This is a genomic window from Chryseobacterium taichungense, assembly GCF_900109935.1.
GTDB lineage: Bacteria > Bacteroidota > Bacteroidia > Flavobacteriales > Weeksellaceae > Chryseobacterium > Chryseobacterium taichungense.
The window spans coordinates 633,885-650,056 of the sequence record NZ_FOBV01000002.1 but is presented as its reverse complement, the minus strand read 5'-3'; the positions used below and the strand labels follow the sequence as shown (position 1 = coordinate 650,056).

Sequence of the window (16,172 nt, the reverse complement as noted above, 5' to 3'; positions counted from 1 at the left end):
AGTATTTTATAAAAAAATGTCCCGTTACTCAAAGATAAACGGGCATATAAATCTATCAGAATTGTAAAATAAGTTTTGAGTTTATATCAGGACATCTTGCATCTGATATAAGTGAGATCGTCAATGCAACGGACTTTATAGGTCTGGAAATCGGCTTCGCATGATATTGGAGCCTTCAACGAGTTAGAATTTGAAAATTTCATAATATTATGTGTGTGTGTTTAACAAATGTAAACCAATATTATGAATATAAACATGACTACAGTCATATTTAGACTTAATGTATGTTAAATTAAAAATAAAGTATTCTTATTTACTGTCCGGAACGAAATTTTTTCTTGCAAGCTCCTTTCTTACACGGCTAAGGCTTTCCGGAGTAATTCCAAGATAAGATGCAATCATCCATTGGGGAACTCTTAACAGGAGATCAGGATACATTTTGATAAATTTCATATAGCGTTCTTCCGCTGTCTCTCCCAATAAAGAATTGATCCTGTCCTGAAGACTTTTGATATGTTTCTGCAGAAGAATATCACTTTTTTCAAGACTGTTTGGAAACTCACCGATCAGCTTATTGATAAAATCAGGATGCAGAAGCAAAACTTCAGAATCTTCTACCGCTTCAATATAATAAATGGATTTTTCGTTAAAATAAAGACTGCTTCGATCCGAAATAAGCCAGCTTTCCGGGGCAAACTGAATGATATGCTCCTTTCCGTTTTTGTCGATAGAATACATCTTAAGAAGTCCTTTTTCAACAAAATAAATGTACCTGCAAATTTCGCCGTACTGCAAAAGAAACTGATTTTTCTGAATTTTCTTTACTTCATAATGCAGGCTGCACATGTTTACTTTATCAACGGGAACATCCAGAACTTTGGATAAATAATTATTGATATTCTTCATTATACAATTTGTTCTGCTGAAATATGTTGGTGAGATGCATTGTTAATTACCTTTCCGTTTTCAATAACCAGAAATTGAGGGCTTTCATGTCGTATTTGCAGATCTTCAGCAATTTTATTTGAAATTGCTCGGTAAGCCAGCAAATCCAGAAAATATAATTCAGGCTTTTGGGCCAGGTTTTGAATTTCTTTTTCAAAATTCCTTAATACTGTTTTACTGATAAAGCAACTTGTGGAATGCTTAAAAATTCCAATTTTCTGAGTGAAAGAGCTTTCAATTGCTTTTTTCAGATCTTCCTCAGATTCTATATATTTCCAGACCGGACTCTTTTCAGATTCTTCTTCTTTTCCTCCGAATATTTTGTCAAAAAAACTCATACGCTAAATTGTTTTAGATGATGATGAAGATGTTTGTATTCCAGAAATCCCCAGTCTTTGCTTTGCATTTTACCAAAAAGAACATGATGATCCGGGAGATTTTCATTTTTAAAGCATACATGGTACTCTTCAAGTGTTCTTAAAAGGCTTTCCTTTTCTTCTTCAAAATCACACTCAAAATTAATAATAAGTTTTTGAAAAGTCGGCATATTTCGGGGAATTCCGTTATTAAAAACCTGAATCTCCCATTTGGTTATAATTCCGATTGCTGTAAACAGACGATTAATTTCAGGAAGCTCAATTTTTCTGAGAGGTACCTGAAGAACATGATTACAATGTCTCATCATCTGACAGACATTCATTTTTCCCCATCTTGGCTTTGAATGTTGCTGTAAATTGTGAATTCTATTTATAATCTCGTCAAAAAAAACCGGATTATGAAGACTTTTTTTTACCAACCCTTTTCTTTCTTAAGATTTTCTATATGAGCAAAATGATGATTGCAATGCCAGACATAAATGGCAAGACAATGTCGGAGATCGTAGTTCTTATTGTGCTCGGGATGATGAAATGTTCTTTCAAACTGTTTATTCGTCATGCTTTTCAATAATACCGTCCATCTTTGATGAGTTCCTTTGATCATTCTCATTGCGGGTTTTACAGGCATATTCTGGCTGTCCTGAAGTTCCGCCCATTTTGCTTCATCATAAGGCTTTATTGTTGGATTGTCTTCCGTTAAAGCCAATTTAAATCGGGTAAAGCTGTTAATATGGCTGTCTGCAATATGATTTACGAGCTGGCGCACTGTCCAGCCGCCTTCTCTGTATTGTGTGTCAAGCTGATCATCTGAGAAATCTTCAATTAAATTTTTCAGTCTTCCGGGAAAATCTTTGATGACTTTTATATATTCATCCAATTTGATATCACAGATATTTTCAGGCACCTCAAACCTGCCTATTGGATACTTTTTTTGTTCTATAGTGTTCATTTTTATTTTTAAAAGATTTTCGTAATGTCTATTTGTCCGATAAATGTTATTTGGACAATTTTTTGAATATTAGTTTTTGTAAATTTATCAAAAATTCGAGAATATTAAATATGAAAAAAGCGTTAATAATCGTAGACGTACAGAATGATTTTTGTGAAGGAGGAGCATTGGCAGTTCCGGATGCAAATGAGGTAATTCCATACATCAATGCATTAATGGAAGAAAACGAATACGATCAGATTGTTTTGACTCAGGACTGGCATCCTGCTAATCATAAAAGTTTTGCCAGCAATAATGGCAGAAAGGTTGGTGAAAGTATTATTTTAAATGGCATTCCACAGTTTATGTGGCCGGATCACTGTATCCAGGGAACTTTCGGAGCTGAGTTTCACAAAGATCTTAACAGAGATAAAGTAACTCATATCATTCAGAAAGGGAAAAATGTTGAAATTGACAGCTACAGTGGTTTCCAGGACAATAATCATTTTATGAAAACCGGATTGGATGATTTTCTGAAATACCACGATATTCAGTTATTGGAAATTGTCGGTCTTGCAATGGATTATTGTGTGAAATTTACCTGTATTGATGCGGTAAACAGCGGATATATCACCTGTCTTCATTTCAACGGAACAAAAGCGGTAAATGTAAAACCGGATAATGGCAGAGACGCCATTTATGAAATGATTCAGAAAGGAGTAACCGTTCTTGGTTAGGAGATTAAATCTTATCAGGATTTTAAACATAAAAAAACCGGAACTTAAATGTTCCGGTTTTCTATTAATTTATTTTGGCTGCTTTGCCTGAAGTTCAGCTTCTTTAGCTTTCATTTCATTGTATTTAGCCGTATTTTTTGTCGTGTTATAGACATCTTTCATTACCTGAACAGCGGTAATATCATTTGGCATTGCCTGAAGCCATTTTTCTCCGTAAGGTACCGATTTATTGAATCTTTCTTTTCTCGCTTCAATAAGTTTGGTTGCTTCGTCCGGCTTTGTCTTTCTCAATGCATTAATTTCACTGACAGCTTTTTCATCATCACCAATTACCGTGTAAACTAAATTTTGGTAAGCATTCGCAAAATCAGGTTTTAGCTCAATAGCTTTTTGGAAAGAAGTGATCGCGTCATTTACCGTTTCCGGATTTTTAGACTGAAGAACCCCAAGGTTGTACCAGTTGGTCGCATCATTAGGATTTTTTGCTAATTGCTCCTTCAGGTTTTGCATAAATTTATCCGTATTACCGGAAGCATATAATGCACTACCCTGATATTCTTTCAATTTAGCATTGTTAGGAAATTTCGCAAGTCCTTTTTCAATAATCGCTAAAGCTTCGTCATTTTTCTTCGCATTCAACAGAAGAGTTGATAATGTTTCGTAAAGATCAGCTTCAACACTTTTAGACTGTTCTGTTTTGAAATCAGAATAATCTTTTGAGGAAGTTTTCTTTAAAAGTTCCCAGGTATTTTTGTCGTAGCTTACAACCTGTCCTGTTTTGTTCTCTTTAGCAGTGTAAGTTGTTTCAACGCCCGTGTATCCTGAATTGATAAGGTCTGTATATATTTTTGTAGCCTGAGGAATATCGTTTGCCAATGCATAATTTAAACCTGCATAATACATATATACTTTATTATCCTGTCCGCTCGTTTTTAGTAAGTTATAAACTTCCATAAACTTAGGGGCTGCTACAGCATAGTTTTTCGCGTTGTACGCATCCATTGCTACTTTGTTGGCTTCTTGTAGCTGAGCGTTCACATCGCCTTTTTGTCCGAAAACCAAAGCTGATGCTACGATAGCCATACCTAAAATTAGCTTTTTCATAATCACTATTTTATATTAGTTATACAATTATTCTTCCGAATCAGAATTCTCATTTTCCTCAGCATGATCTGTCTGCGGAGTTTCTGTATCGTTTTCTTGGTTATCAGCTACAGTTCCTTCTATTTCTTCGATTTCTTCAGAATCTTCTACTTCTTTGTCCATTTCAACTTTGGCAATGGCGGCAATTTCATCGTTTTTCTTAAGATTGATGAGTTTTACACCTTGTGTATTTCTACCCATTACTCTCATTTCATCCATTCCCATTCTGATGGCAACGCCAGATTTATTGATGATCATTAATCCGTCTTCATCTGTTACGTTTTGGATGGCAATCAGATTTCCTGTTTTTTCAGTAATGTTTAAGGTGATTACTCCTTTTCCTCCTCTATTGGTAATTCTGTAGTCTTCAACGGCTGTTCTCTTTCCGTATCCCTTTTCAGATACTACAAGAACGGTTTCCTTTTCTACATCATTTACTACAATCATACCGATTACTTCATCATTATCATCCATGGCAATACCACGAACACCAATGGAACCTCTTCCTACTTCTCTTACTTTTTCTTCTGGGAAACGGATACATTTACCATTTTTAGTAGCAATCATGATCTGTGATGTACCATTCGTTAAGTATGCTCCTAACAACTGGTCATTATCCCTGATTTCGATCGCATTTACCCCATTTACCCTTGGTCTTGAATAAGCTTCCAATGAGGTTTTTTTGATCGTACCATTTTTGGTTACCATCACGACACTCATTTGATTCACATATTCAGAATCTTTAAGGTTATTGGTTCTGATGTAAGCTTTAATTTTATCATCAGGTTCGATGTTAATTAAATTCTGTACCGCTCTTCCTTTTGCTGTTTTAGAGCCTTCAGGAATTTCGAATACCCTCAGCCAGTAACATCGTCCTTTTTCAGTAAAGAACAGCATATACTGGTGGTTGGTAGCAGAAACAATATACTCAAGGAAATCTGAATCCCTTGTTGTTGCCGCTTTATTTCCTACACCGCCCCTACTTTGAATTTTATATTCTGAAAGTGAAGTTCTTTTGATATATCCGGCATGTGAAATGGTCAATACTACAGATTCGTTCGGGATGATATCTTCGATAGACATTTCACCTCCGGAATAATCGATTTCGGTCCTTCTTTCGTCGCCGTATTTTTCTTTAACTTCAATCAATTCATCTTTAATGATCTGGAATCTTCTTGGTTCATTAGCCAGGATATCTTCAAGATCAGCAATTTCTTTCATGATCGCATCGTATTCATCACGGATTTTATCAAGCTCCATTCCTGTAAGACGCGCAAGACGTAGATCAAGAATTGCCTGAGCCTGAATTTCAGAAAGTTCAAAAGCTTCAATTAATCCTTCTTTTGCAGCCTGCGGATTAGCAGAGTGACGAATGATAGAAATTGCTCTGTCCAGGGAATCCTGAGTTCCGATCACCTTCATGAAACCTTCCAAAATATGAGCTCTTTCTTTTGCTTTTCTAAGCTCAAATTGGGTTCTTCTTACAATAACTTCATGTCTGTGCTCCACAAAATGGTGGATAATGTCTTTCAGATTTAATTGTTCCGGTCTTCCATGTACCAAAGCAATATTATTAACACTGAAAGAGGTCTGAAGCGCTGTATATTTATATAATAAGTTCAGAACAACATTCGGAATTGCATCATTTTTCAATTCATAAACAATACGAAGCCCCCTTCTATCCGACTCATCTCTGATTTCGTAAATTCCCGGGATTTTTTCTTCCTTCACCAATTCTGCGGTTCTGGCAATCATCTCGGCTTTGTTTACCTGATAAGGAACTTCATTGACAATAATGGCATTTCTGTTTCCTATTTCTTCAAAGGCAACTTTAGCACGAAGCACTACCCTTCCTCTACCCGTATGGAATGCATCTCTTACACCGTCATATCCGTAGATAATTCCACCTGTAGGAAAATCCGGGGCGATGATGTGCTGCATTAATTCATCAATGGTAATCTCTTTATTATCAATATATGCGCAGATTGCATCTACCGATTCAGATAAATTGTGCGGGGCCATGTTTGTGGCCATCCCTACGGCAATACCGGAAGTCCCGTTTACCAGAAGATTAGGAATTTTAGAAGGCAAAACAGTAGGCTCCTGTAAACTGTCGTCGAAGTTATTCTGAAAATCTACCGTTTCTTTGTCTAAGTCTGAAAGCACTTCATCAGAAATCTTTTTCAATCGTGCTTCGGTATAACGCATAGCCGCAGGCGGATCACCATCCATTGAACCGAAGTTACCTTGGCCGTCTACCTGAGGATAACGAAGACTCCAGTCCTGAGCCATTCTCACCATTGCATCGTATACAGAAGAATCTCCGTGAGGGTGGTATTTACCTAAAACGTCTCCAACAATTCTAGCAGATTTTAAATATTTTCTATTAGAAAAAACCCCTAATCCATACATACCATACAGTACTCTTCTATGAACGGGTTTCAAGCCGTCTCTTACGTCAGGTAGCGCTCTTGAAACGATAACAGACATTGAATAATCAATATAAGACGACTTCATTTCATCAACAATATTGATGGGAATCAGTCTTTCTCCTTCTTTTTGCATAAACAAATTTTATTATAATGACAGTCAGACCCTTAGCTGTACGTCTGAAAATTATTTTTTTTGAATTTTTATTAACGGGCTAATTTACGAAAAATTTGCCGATTTTTGCCTTAGAATTTTACTCAAAATATTAAAAAAATCATAAAATATGAGCGTATTAAGCATAACTTTCCACTGTACGAAAAGCAATCTGGAGGAATGGGAAAATTATATCGACGAAACATTGATTTTAATGGCTGAAAACTTAATGGATGTCAATAAATATATTCTTTCGGAAGTGGATAGCGACTATATTGAAGAAGGGAAAAATTATAATCTGCTGCTGGTTTTTGATAATGATGATCTTAGAGAAGATTTTGTGAAAAGTGAGCTTCAGAATATTGCTGAACGTGTAGAAGATAAATTTGGACAGGAAGTAATGATCTTTAATACTTTTTTAAATCCAAAGAAATCAAGATTTTGAACTAATTTTTTAAAATATTTTTTTCTAAATAAAAAAGCCCGGAAAATTCCGGGTTTAATTTTTACCTTCTGTGCGGAGGTGCAGGCGGTCTTGGCGGAGCCGGCGGTCTGTGCAGACAAGAAGATAGCACAGCAAACATAGCCAGTGCCAGTAACATTTTGGATAAGTTTTTCATAAATTTTTGTTTGTGATTGTAATATATTTATCAAGCTGGATGCCAAATATTAGTTAAAAAACAAAAGCACCGAAAATTCGATGCTCTCTATTTTTAATTTTACCTGTGACGTCCATGTCCATGTCCTTTATGGTGACCATGTCCTGGTCCGTGGCCTCTCTTTTCATAGATATACACTTTTTTTGCATGTCCCGGAGGCATCCCTCTTCTCCCATGATGTTCATGAACAATACATGAAGTCATCATCAGCATAACTGTTGCAACCCCAACAATTTTAATCAAACTTTTCATTTTTTCACTTTTCAAATTTCCGGATATATGGAACAATGTTGATGCCAAAAAAGTGAATTAAGTTATTTAAATCTTTTGAAATATGCTTTAATACTGACTTTATACAAATATTAATTTTGAAAATTAATGGTATTTGCGTTTATATTTTCTTTTAATTCTGGAATAATGTGTTTGCTTATTTTGTTCGTCTTCGGATACTACGCTTATATTTCCATCAACTTCAAGGATGGAAAGCTTCACTTTATCTATACTGTCAACACCATGCTCGCGGATGGCTTCTTCCAGTTCATCTTTGTTGATTTTTACCTTATCTAAAGCATCTTGATCTACTTTACCGTCTTTCACTAAAATTACAGGATTATCCTCAAGAAAACTGCTTAATTTTCTGTTGGAAAACATTAATCTTTTAACAATAAAATTGGCAATAAAAAGTACAAGTGCTGCAACAAGCCCACCTTCAAGAGAAGTGTTTTCTCCAACCATAGCATTCTGAACAGCGTTGGAAATAAGCAAAAGCAGAACAACATCTCCGGCATTCAGCTGTGAAAGCTGATTTTTACCAAAAAGCCGAATCGCGACTACCATAAAAAGATAAACGCAAAGTGATCGTACAACGACATCTAAAATAGGGTTCACAAGTTTTTATTATACCATCAAATGTATTAATTTTTGTTGTATAATATATGGTTATTGCCTTTAAGTTTTAACAGAATAGAATTATTAAACAATAAAGAATTATAATTAAATAAAAAATGAAAAACCGCCTCAGAAAAGCGGTTTCATAAGTTGTTAAGGACATTGTGCGATCGGGACTTCACTGCAAACTGTTTTATTTAATCTTTCACAGTATACGCAATACTTTTTTGGTTGTCCGCCGTACGTTGACTTAAGTTCTGTTTTTGTCAGTTTCTTTAAATTTTTCATATCGCTTTAATTTTGTTGGTTAAATATAAAACGAAGTTTATTCATGAATATTACAGTTTTTTAGTAAAATATTCCATGATTTTCATTTATGTGGTAGAAGCATTTATACTCTTTTTAAATTCCTGAAAATCGGAATACTCATATTCAGGACACGCGCCTGATTTTGAAGTAATAAAAGCTCCTAATGCGACAGCTTGTTGAAGGATTTCTTCAGGACTTTCATCATAAATTCTTTTTGATATAAAACCTGAAAGAAATGAATCCCCGCTTCCTACGGTATCGACAACCGTCACTGGCACAGCATCTGCGGTGTACACTTTTTCACCTACGAAATATTTTGCTCCTTCACTTCCCTTGGTTAAAACAACTTCTTTAATCTGAAAACGTTTCTGAATATATTGTACAGCCTCTTCTTCCGTCGTATATTTTTCGCCGGTAAAATCCAAAATTTGTTGTAGTTCGGATTTATTGATTTTTACAATGTCGGCTTTATGTAAAAGTGTTTCAATATGCTCTGTATCAATAAAAGGAGGCCTGAAGTTGACATCAAAAATTTTGAGTTGAGCCTTTTCCAAAAGCTGGAGCAGTGTGTTTTTTGTCTTTTCATTTCTTGAAGAAAGACTTCCGTATACAAATGCTTCAGCGTTAGAAATCAAATCATTGTGTTCAGGAAGATATTCAATATGATCCCATGCAACATTATCAATAATTTCATATGTTGCTTCGTTATGTTCATCAATTTTAGCGATTACAATACTGGTCGGGTGTATATTGTCGTTTTGTATGAAATCTGTTGAAATACCCCAGTTTTTTATTTTCTGTTTTAACTCGCCGCCCAGCTCATCATTTCCTGTTCTGCTGAGTACTTTTACATCAATCCCCGCCTTATGAACGTGATAAGCTACATTAAATGGCGCCCCTCCTGCTCTTGAACCTTCTGGGAAAATATCCCAAAGAACCTCCCCAAAACATACGATATAAGCATTTTTATCTTTCATATTGTCATTTAAATATTATTATTCTACAGAGTTACGTTCCATAAATTTTGCCTGCAAAATCATTCTTTCTCCTTTCGGATTGTAATTGTTAATTTGGTTATCAAGAAGTTTAACAGACTCTCTTGCCATTTCGGCCAGCGGCTGTTGTACAAAACTTACTTCACTAGGAAAAAGATAATAAGCTTCTGTCTCATCAAAAGCAACCAGTGACACATCTGCAGGCACCTTTATCTCATTGTCGATAAGATATCTCAGCCCGGCAATTCCCAATTTATTACTTGAAAAATAAATGGCCGTTTTTTTAGAAAGATCGAGGTTTGCTTTCAGCTGATGGTGCACTTCTTCCGTAATATTATGAATGCCCGTTAAAATTCTTTTTACTTTAACATCTGATTTTTCAATTCTTTTTTCAAAACCATTTTCTCGGTCAAGCAAATGTGGTAATTCAGTATCATATCCGACATAAATAAGTTCTGTAAAGTTTTTCTTTAGCAAATAATCACAAATCTGTTCCGAGATTTCTGAATTATTGATCATTACCCCAGGAAGATCTATATTTTTAAGATACCTGTCAATCGTTACAATAGGATATTCTTCTCTGATCAGCTTGTTGATGGCTTCATCTGAATCTACTACAGGAGCAATGATCATCCCATCTACCTGCTGCTCGGAGAACAATTCCGTAAGTCTTTTGAATTTTTCCGGATTTTCGTCGCAGCTTCCGATCAGAAGAGTGTAACCAAGTTTCATGGCTTCGTCTTCAATGCTGCGGGCGATATTAGAATAAAAATCATTGGAAATATCCGCCACAATAAGGCCTATCAATTTGCTTTTTCGCATTTTAAGGCTTTTGGCAATTTTATTGGGTGTATAATTGATGTTTTGTGCGACTTCCAAAATCCTTTTTCTAGTAGCTTCACTTATTCGGCTTCCCTCTTTCTGATTGAGAACATAGGAAACAGTCGCGACAGAAACTTCTGCCAATCTTGCAATATCTTTTATAGAAGCTCTTTTCATTATGGTTGACTTTACCGCAAAAATATCTCATAAAAGCACTAAAAAACAATAGCATTATTTTTTGGACATTTAAAAAATAATTGTAGTTTCGCGGCTTTTTAAATAATTATTTTTTTGTTCCTTAAAGTTTTGATTATTACATATTTAAATTTTAAGTATTATGAATCGTTATAATGAAATATTCGAAATTATGATACTTTCTTGCTTTTTTGGTTAAACGTTTATCCATCTTAATTTAGTTAAAATTATTTTTAATTCAAAATTATATTCAAAATTGGATTATCATTCTGTTGTATTGTCCTTTTAACCATAATTGCTTATTTTAGCTTTACAAATTATTATATATGATAGACAAGATAAACATTAGGGTTTATGCATGTGCTGTAAAGGACAAAAAAGTTTTGGCTTTATTTGAGGAATATGCAGGTGAGCCACTAATGAAATTTCCGGGTGGTGGCCTGGAATTCGGTGAGGGAGTAATAGAATGTCTTCATCGTGAATTTGATGAAGAACTAAACGTAAAGATAAACGTGGTTGAACATTTTTACACACAGGAAAATTTCCTGGTCTCACGTTTCAGAGAAAATGAGCAGCTGCTGACGATTTATTATCTCGTAGATATCATCAATGAAGAAGATTTTCTGATCCTTGATCCGTGCATCGAAAAGACCGAATGGACTGATATTGATACCCCTGAAAATCCTTTTGTTTTGCCCGTCGATAAAATCGTTTTTGATAAACTGAAAGAAAAATTCCTGTAAGAAAATACTTACAGGAATTTTAATTATGCTGATTATTATTTGTAAACTTTGAAATTATTTGCTCCCGGATAAGGCTGAAGGTAGCCTGAGTTCCAGTTTGACTGAAGCAGTGACTCAAGGTATTGATCGGTAGTTTTATTGTGCGGATCATATTTGTCTTTGAGATCGATATCTGCCATTTTACCTTTAAGATTCCACCAGAATGCACTCCAGCCGCCTCTTAGCTCCTTAATAATTTCATACACATTTTTTCCGGTAGCTCTGTTCATCAACTTCGCAAAAATCTGTCCTTCTGTTGTGGTCAAATCCCGAAGCTGCTTCTCATATTGGTCCGCAAGGATATTCTGACGATCTTTTATGTATTTTCTTTTTGCTTTACTGTCAAGATTATTCATTTCTCCCTGAATGTCTCTATATTGCTGCAGAGCAGTTACAAACAGTGGATAAACCCTGTATAGTTTTTTATTTAAAAAATAGTAATAATTCCTATCGAGCTGATTGTTGAATTTCGGTTTGTTAAGCAAAATCAATTCATCCATTACAACCACCGTCTCGCCATTTATTTCATAGATTTTCGCTTTCTGCCGTTCATCATAAAAATATTTATTTCCGAATTCGTCTACCTTTAAAAGTTCCTGAGGGTATTGGCTTAATGGCTTTGCAATAACAGAATCTTTCTGACCAAAAACACTCACCCCAAAAAAGAAAAGATAAAGACAAAAAATCTTGCTAAATTTCATTATTTTTACACCTATTATAAAGAAAATTAAACGCAAAAATCATTCCTTTTTATGAAATTTGATAAGAAATCTTTGAAATTTTTAGAAAAATATTTAAATACTTCTTCCCCTACCGGATATGAGCATGAAGGCCAGAAAATCTGGATGGATTATATAAAATCTTATGTTGACAAAACTGAGGTCGATCATTATGGTACATGCTATGGTATTATCAATCATGAAGCTGAATTTAAAGTGGTGATCGAAGCCCATGCAGACGAAATTTCATGGTACGTGAATTATATTACAGATGACGGATTGATTTATGTAATCAGAAACGGCGGTTCAGATCAGACGATAGCTCCTTCCAAAGTTGTTCACATTCATGGAGAAAACGGAATTGTAAAAGGTGTTTTCGGATGGCCGGCTATTCATACCAGAACGAATCAGAACGAGCCTACTCCTAAAATTGAAAATATTTTTATCGACTGTGGGGCAACTTCAAAAAAAGAAGTAGAGGAAATGGGAATCTATATCGGGTGCATGATTACTTATCCTGATGAATTTTTTGAAATGAACAACAGGTATTTTGTCTGTAGAGCTTTAGATAACAGGATCGGAGGTTTCATGATTGCTGAAGTGGCACGTCTTTTAAAGGAAAATAAAAAATCACTTCCTTTCGGTTTGTACATTACCAATTCTGTTCAGGAAGAAGTGGGATTGTATGGTGCTGATATGATTGCAGATACGATAAAGCCAAATATTGCAATCGTAACAGATGTTACCCACGATACTTCTACTCCGATGATCGAAAAGAAAAAAGAAGGTGATCAGAAATGTGGTGACGGACCGGTTGTATTTTTTGCACCAAGCGTTCATCATACGATCAGAGAATTGATCATAGAAACAGCAAAAACTGAAAAAATTCCTTTCCAAAGAGCTGCTGCAAGCAGAATGACCGGTACTGATACGGATGCTTTTGCACACTCTAACGGTGGAGTTCCAAGTGCACTGATTTCATTGCCGTTACGGTACATGCACACGACGGTAGAAATGGTTTCTAAAGAAGACGTAGGAAATGTGATTAAGCTGATTTATGAAACTCTTCTTAAAATTCAACCGGAAATGAAACTTAAGTATCATTAAAATGAGCAATTTCTTGAATCATCTTGTCAGTAAGCCGACATTTGTATCCGTTTTGACAGCATTATATTTTAGTTATGTTCTTTTTTTGATCGTATATAAATGGTTTGATCCACCGAAAATAGGTTCGGCATATAAAATGATTCTCGAAACTTTACTCGTGTGCAGCGTAGTACCTTTGGTATTATTCATCGTTGACCGATTACTGGTGCTCAAATTCAGTAATATTAAGTTAACAGTCATTGAAACAATTATTTTAGGAAGTGTTTTTGTGTATTGTTTGATTCAATAATATAATAGAAAAGTATAAAAGTAAAAATGAAAACAAAACTTATTGCTCCTTCCCTGTTGGCTGCAGATTTCGGAAACCTGCAGAGAGATATAGAGATGATAAATAATTCACAGGCCGATTGGCTTCATGTGGATGTAATGGACGGAAGATTCGTTCCCAACATCTCATTTGGTTTTCCTGTGATGAAGACAGTTCAGCAGCATGCCAAAAAGTTTGTTGATGTGCATCTCATGATTGTGGAACCTGAAAAATATGTGGAAGAATTCATCAATCAGGGCGCTGATCTTGTTTCTGTACATTATGAAGCTTGCACCCATCTTCACCGAACCATTCATCATATTCAGAGTTTGGGAGCGAAGGCTGGCGTTGTCCTGAATCCTTCCACTCCTGTACTGATGCTGGAAGATATCATTGCAGATGTTGACCTTGTGTTGCTTATGAGTGTAAACCCAGGTTTTGGCGGACAAAAATTCATTGAGAATACATACAAGAAAATTGCAGAAACCAAAGATCTTATTTTAAGTAATAATTCTACCGCTCTTATTGAAATTGACGGGGGGATAAATATCGATAATGCAGCTAAACTTTTCGAGGCCGGAGCAGATGTATTAGTAGCTGGAAATGCTGTATTTTCAGCAGAAAATCCGGAAAGGACAATAGAACTTCTTAAAATTTAAATCCGACCAAAAAATATGACAAAAAGGCAGCTTATTAAGCTGCCTTTTCCTTCTTCACTGAAATTAAGTCCTTACGGTTATTAGTTTTAAATTTTCCTTGTTGTTTTAACACTGTAAAATTGCAAAAAAATACCACAACAAACATCCGTATAAATACTGAATTTATCATTGCGTATAAATACGGAATCTTAATTGTTGATCGATGCTTTAGCATGATTTATAGTTAATTATTTATGGACAAAAAAAATCCGGAGAAATATTTTTCTCCGGACATATATTGTTGAGTGAATTTTTCTTAGAAAATTTCTCTTCCTGAAAAATGAAATTTAGCTTCAATAAGAGCGTTTTCATCAGAATCAGAACCGTGAACAGCATTCTCTCCGATGCTTCTTGCAAACATTTTTCTGATTGTGCCTTCTGCAGCTTCAGCAGGGTTTGTAGCACCAATTAAAGTTCTGAAATCTTCAACAGCATTATCTTTTTCAAGAACTGCTGCAACGATTGGTCCTGAGCTCATAAATTCAACCAATTCTCCATAGAATGGTCTTTCAGCGTGAACTTCGTAGAATTTTTTTGCATCATCAACGGTAAGCTGCGTTAATTTTAATGCTTTAATTTTAAAACCTCCTTCTGCGATTTTCCCTAATATAGCACCGATATGTCCGTCTGCAACAGCATCTGGTTTAATCATGGTGAATGTAATGTTAGACATATATGTATATTTTTTTAATGGCGCAAAAATACAAAAAAAATCTGTTACTTATATTTTAAACAAATTTTAACATAAAAATAACATTTGTTAAGAAATAGTAAATAAAACTTTGGCACAGTAATTGTTTCTAATATTCCGATTCTCATGTTTAATTTGAGTTTTCATGGTTATTAGTTTTTACCCAGCTTCGGCTGGGTTTTTTATTGTGCATGTTTCAAGGATTTCTTATCATAAAAAATAATAAGGAGAATATAACGTTAATGAAATCAATAGATTATTGCTTCATTTTAAATCAATGAAGGTTGAAATGAATTATTTTTAACTAAATCTTGAATTATTTCTGAACGGATTCTTCGGCTTCCTCCATCAACTTAATATAAGTGGAATATCTGGAGTGCTGAATCTCTCCTGTTTCAAGCCCAGCAATTACAGCGCACTTTGGTTCATTAATGTGAAGGCAATTATGAAATTTACATTCTTCTCTTTTCTTGAAGATTTCAGGGAAGTAATGTTGTACTTCTTCTTTTTCTATATCAATCATTGCAAATTCCCTTACTCCTGGCGTATCGATCACATTACCGCCAAAATCCCAGAAATGCATTTGGGCAAAAGTTGTTGTATGTTTTCCTTTTAGATGAGTATCGGAAATTTCGGATGTTTTTAAATTTAATCCGGGCTGCAATGCATTAACCAGCGTAGATTTACCACAACCGGAATGTCCGAAAAAAACAGAAGTTTTATCTTTTAGCAATTCCTTTAGCTGGTCGAGGTTTAATTTAGAATATGAAGAAATTTCAAGAGATTCATATCCTATTTCGCTGTAGAGAAATTCAATATCCTTTACAATTTCTATTTCTTCTTCATGAAGAACATCAATTTTATTGAATAAAATAAGTGGTGTAATATTGTAAGCTTCACAACACGCCAGAAATCGGTCTAAAAAACCAAGAGAGGTTTCTGGGTGCTTTAAAGTAAAAATAAAACAAGCGAGATCAATATTGGAAGCGATTATATGAGCTTCTTTTGAAAGGTTTACAGATTTTCTGATCAGATAATTTCTACGGGGTTCAATTTTTGTAATCCATGCGATATCATCCTGTTCAAGCTGAAATTCCACAAAATCACCTACAGCAAGTGGATTGGTAAGTCTTGTTTTTATCAGTTTAAATTTACCGCGAATCCTGGCTTCAAAGATTTTGCCGGTTTCCGTTTCCAAAACCTGATACCAACTTCCCGTAGATTTAATAACTTTTCCTTTCATATCGTAACTTGATGCAAATATAACGAATTAGGGCTTAGAATTTA

Annotated in this window: 19 protein-coding genes; 5 read left to right on the top strand and 14 right to left on the bottom strand. The window is 34.9% G+C overall.

Annotated features, from left to right (window positions below; genetic code table 11):
- Positions 1-309 precede the first annotated feature (309 nt).
- The 4 genes from BMW64_RS06555 to BMW64_RS06540 are packed head-to-tail and all read right to left on the bottom strand — an operon-like array spanning position 310 to position 2,271.
- Positions 310-906: a Crp/Fnr family transcriptional regulator gene (locus BMW64_RS06555; RefSeq protein WP_089999207.1), complete on the bottom strand. Its 597-nt coding sequence runs from the start codon at positions 904-906 to the stop codon at positions 310-312.
- Positions 906-1,283 (bottom strand): bacillithiol system redox-active protein YtxJ, encoded by a 378-nt coding sequence (gene ytxJ / locus BMW64_RS06550; protein ID WP_089999206.1) that lies wholly within the window; start codon positions 1,281-1,283, stop codon positions 906-908. Before ytxJ ends, BMW64_RS06555 begins: the two co-directional genes overlap by 1 nt.
- A complete protein-coding gene (locus BMW64_RS06545) occupies positions 1,280-1,741 on the bottom strand; it encodes a DUF1569 domain-containing protein (RefSeq protein ID WP_228400861.1) in 462 nt (153 codons plus the stop codon). Before BMW64_RS06545 ends, ytxJ begins: the two co-directional genes overlap by 4 nt.
- A complete protein-coding gene (locus tag BMW64_RS06540) occupies positions 1,735-2,271 on the bottom strand; it encodes a YfiT family bacillithiol transferase (protein ID WP_089999205.1) in 537 nt (178 codons plus the stop codon). The genes BMW64_RS06545 and BMW64_RS06540 overlap by 7 nt, the downstream gene beginning before the upstream one ends.
- 110 nt (positions 2,272-2,381) lie before the next feature.
- Here BMW64_RS06540 and pncA point away from each other — a divergent pair, with 110 nt between their 5' ends.
- Positions 2,382-2,987, top strand: a complete 606-nt coding sequence (pncA, locus tag BMW64_RS06535) for a bifunctional nicotinamidase/pyrazinamidase (protein ID WP_089999204.1) — start codon at positions 2,382-2,384, stop codon at positions 2,985-2,987.
- Between the two features lie 69 nt (positions 2,988-3,056).
- On the opposite strand, the gene BMW64_RS06530 is transcribed toward pncA, so the two are convergent.
- Entirely contained in the window at positions 3,057-4,091 is a 1,035-nt protein-coding gene (locus tag BMW64_RS06530) for a tetratricopeptide repeat protein (RefSeq protein WP_089999203.1), read from the bottom strand.
- 27 nt (positions 4,092-4,118) lie between these two features.
- Positions 4,119-6,695, bottom strand: coding sequence for a DNA gyrase subunit A (gyrA, locus tag BMW64_RS06525; protein WP_089999202.1), 2,577 nt, complete (start codon positions 6,693-6,695; stop codon positions 4,119-4,121).
- Between the two features lie 148 nt (positions 6,696-6,843).
- Between gyrA and BMW64_RS06520 the strand changes: the two genes are divergently transcribed.
- Positions 6,844-7,158 carry a DUF4286 family protein gene (locus tag BMW64_RS06520; protein WP_089999201.1) on the top strand — a complete coding sequence of 105 codons (315 nt, stop codon included), beginning with the start codon at positions 6,844-6,846 and terminating at the stop codon, positions 7,156-7,158.
- Between the two features lie 274 nt (positions 7,159-7,432).
- On the opposite strand, the gene BMW64_RS06515 is transcribed toward BMW64_RS06520, so the two are convergent.
- From BMW64_RS06515 to BMW64_RS06495, 5 genes are all read right to left on the bottom strand, one after another.
- Complete coding sequence (locus BMW64_RS06515; protein ID WP_089999200.1) at positions 7,433-7,624, bottom strand: hypothetical protein; 192 nt, start codon at positions 7,622-7,624, stop codon at positions 7,433-7,435.
- 123 nt (positions 7,625-7,747) lie between these two features.
- Positions 7,748-8,260, bottom strand: coding sequence for a DUF421 domain-containing protein (locus BMW64_RS06510; protein ID WP_089999199.1), 513 nt, complete (start codon positions 8,258-8,260; stop codon positions 7,748-7,750).
- A 153-nt stretch (positions 8,261-8,413) separates the two neighbouring features.
- Positions 8,414-8,548, bottom strand: a complete 135-nt coding sequence (locus BMW64_RS06505) for a protein with bacteriocin-type signal sequence (RefSeq protein ID WP_089999198.1) — start codon at positions 8,546-8,548, stop codon at positions 8,414-8,416.
- An 86-nt stretch (positions 8,549-8,634) separates the two neighbouring features.
- Positions 8,635-9,546 (bottom strand): carbohydrate kinase family protein, encoded by a 912-nt coding sequence (locus BMW64_RS06500; RefSeq protein WP_089999197.1) that lies wholly within the window; start codon positions 9,544-9,546, stop codon positions 8,635-8,637.
- 18 nt (positions 9,547-9,564) lie between these two features.
- Positions 9,565-10,563, bottom strand: coding sequence for a LacI family DNA-binding transcriptional regulator (locus BMW64_RS06495; RefSeq protein ID WP_089999196.1), 999 nt, complete (start codon positions 10,561-10,563; stop codon positions 9,565-9,567).
- A gap of 344 nt (positions 10,564-10,907) precedes the next feature.
- On the opposite strand from BMW64_RS06495, the gene BMW64_RS06490 reads away from it, so the two are divergent.
- Positions 10,908-11,324: an NUDIX domain-containing protein gene (locus tag BMW64_RS06490; protein WP_089999195.1), complete on the top strand. Its 417-nt coding sequence runs from the start codon at positions 10,908-10,910 to the stop codon at positions 11,322-11,324.
- 35 nt (positions 11,325-11,359) lie between these two features.
- On the opposite strand, the gene BMW64_RS06485 is transcribed toward BMW64_RS06490, so the two are convergent.
- A complete protein-coding gene (locus BMW64_RS06485; RefSeq protein WP_089999194.1) occupies positions 11,360-12,064 on the bottom strand; it encodes a DUF4294 domain-containing protein in 705 nt (234 codons plus the stop codon).
- A 51-nt stretch (positions 12,065-12,115) separates the two neighbouring features.
- Here BMW64_RS06485 and chrP point away from each other — a divergent pair, with 51 nt between their 5' ends.
- Together chrP and rpe are read left to right on the top strand one after the other, a co-directional pair.
- On the top strand, positions 12,116-13,189 hold the full coding sequence (chrP, locus tag BMW64_RS06480) for a chryseobasin maturation metalloprotease ChrP (RefSeq protein ID WP_089999193.1): 1,074 nt from the start codon (positions 12,116-12,118) through the stop codon (positions 13,187-13,189).
- A gap of 315 nt (positions 13,190-13,504) precedes the next feature.
- The gene (rpe, locus tag BMW64_RS06475; protein ID WP_089999192.1) at positions 13,505-14,155 is read left to right on the top strand and encodes a ribulose-phosphate 3-epimerase; all 651 of its coding nucleotides are present in this window, start codon (positions 13,505-13,507) and stop codon (positions 14,153-14,155) included.
- 295 nt (positions 14,156-14,450) lie between these two features.
- Here rpe and BMW64_RS06465 read toward each other — a convergent pair whose 3' ends face one another.
- On the bottom strand, positions 14,451-14,867 hold the full coding sequence (locus BMW64_RS06465) for a nucleoside-diphosphate kinase (RefSeq protein WP_089999190.1): 417 nt from the start codon (positions 14,865-14,867) through the stop codon (positions 14,451-14,453).
- Positions 14,868-15,201: 334 nt separating this feature from the next.
- A complete protein-coding gene (rsgA, locus tag BMW64_RS06460) occupies positions 15,202-16,128 on the bottom strand; it encodes a ribosome small subunit-dependent GTPase A (RefSeq protein ID WP_089999189.1) in 927 nt (308 codons plus the stop codon).
- Between the last annotated feature and the right edge of the window lie 44 nt (positions 16,129-16,172).

Coding starts and splice junctions, on each gene's coding strand:
- ytxJ (WP_089999206.1), bottom strand. CDS start 1,283: ATGAGTTTTTTTGACAAAATATTCGGAGGAAAAGAAGAAGAATCTGAA.
- BMW64_RS06485 (WP_089999194.1), bottom strand. CDS start 12,064: ATGAAATTTAGCAAGATTTTTTGTCTTTATCTTTTCTTTTTTGGGGTG.
- pncA (WP_089999204.1), top strand. CDS start 2,382: ATGAAAAAAGCGTTAATAATCGTAGACGTACAGAATGATTTTTGTGAA.
- BMW64_RS06490 (WP_089999195.1), top strand. CDS start 10,908: ATGATAGACAAGATAAACATTAGGGTTTATGCATGTGCTGTAAAGGAC.
- BMW64_RS06555 (WP_089999207.1), bottom strand. CDS start 906: ATGAAGAATATCAATAATTATTTATCCAAAGTTCTGGATGTTCCCGTT.
- chrP (WP_089999193.1), top strand. CDS start 12,116: ATGAAATTTGATAAGAAATCTTTGAAATTTTTAGAAAAATATTTAAAT.
- gyrA (WP_089999202.1), bottom strand. CDS start 6,695: ATGCAAAAAGAAGGAGAAAGACTGATTCCCATCAATATTGTTGATGAA.
- BMW64_RS06530 (WP_089999203.1), bottom strand. CDS start 4,091: ATGAAAAAGCTAATTTTAGGTATGGCTATCGTAGCATCAGCTTTGGTT.
- rsgA (WP_089999189.1), bottom strand. CDS start 16,128: ATGAAAGGAAAAGTTATTAAATCTACGGGAAGTTGGTATCAGGTTTTG.
- BMW64_RS06520 (WP_089999201.1), top strand. CDS start 6,844: ATGAGCGTATTAAGCATAACTTTCCACTGTACGAAAAGCAATCTGGAG.
- BMW64_RS06515 (WP_089999200.1), bottom strand. CDS start 7,624: ATGAAAAGTTTGATTAAAATTGTTGGGGTTGCAACAGTTATGCTGATG.
- BMW64_RS06465 (WP_089999190.1), bottom strand. CDS start 14,867: ATGTCTAACATTACATTCACCATGATTAAACCAGATGCTGTTGCAGAC.
- BMW64_RS06540 (WP_089999205.1), bottom strand. CDS start 2,271: ATGAACACTATAGAACAAAAAAAGTATCCAATAGGCAGGTTTGAGGTG.
- BMW64_RS06500 (WP_089999197.1), bottom strand. CDS start 9,546: ATGAAAGATAAAAATGCTTATATCGTATGTTTTGGGGAGGTTCTTTGG.
- BMW64_RS06495 (WP_089999196.1), bottom strand. CDS start 10,563: ATGAAAAGAGCTTCTATAAAAGATATTGCAAGATTGGCAGAAGTTTCT.
- rpe (WP_089999192.1), top strand. CDS start 13,505: ATGAAAACAAAACTTATTGCTCCTTCCCTGTTGGCTGCAGATTTCGGA.
- BMW64_RS06505 (WP_089999198.1), bottom strand. CDS start 8,548: ATGAAAAATTTAAAGAAACTGACAAAAACAGAACTTAAGTCAACGTAC.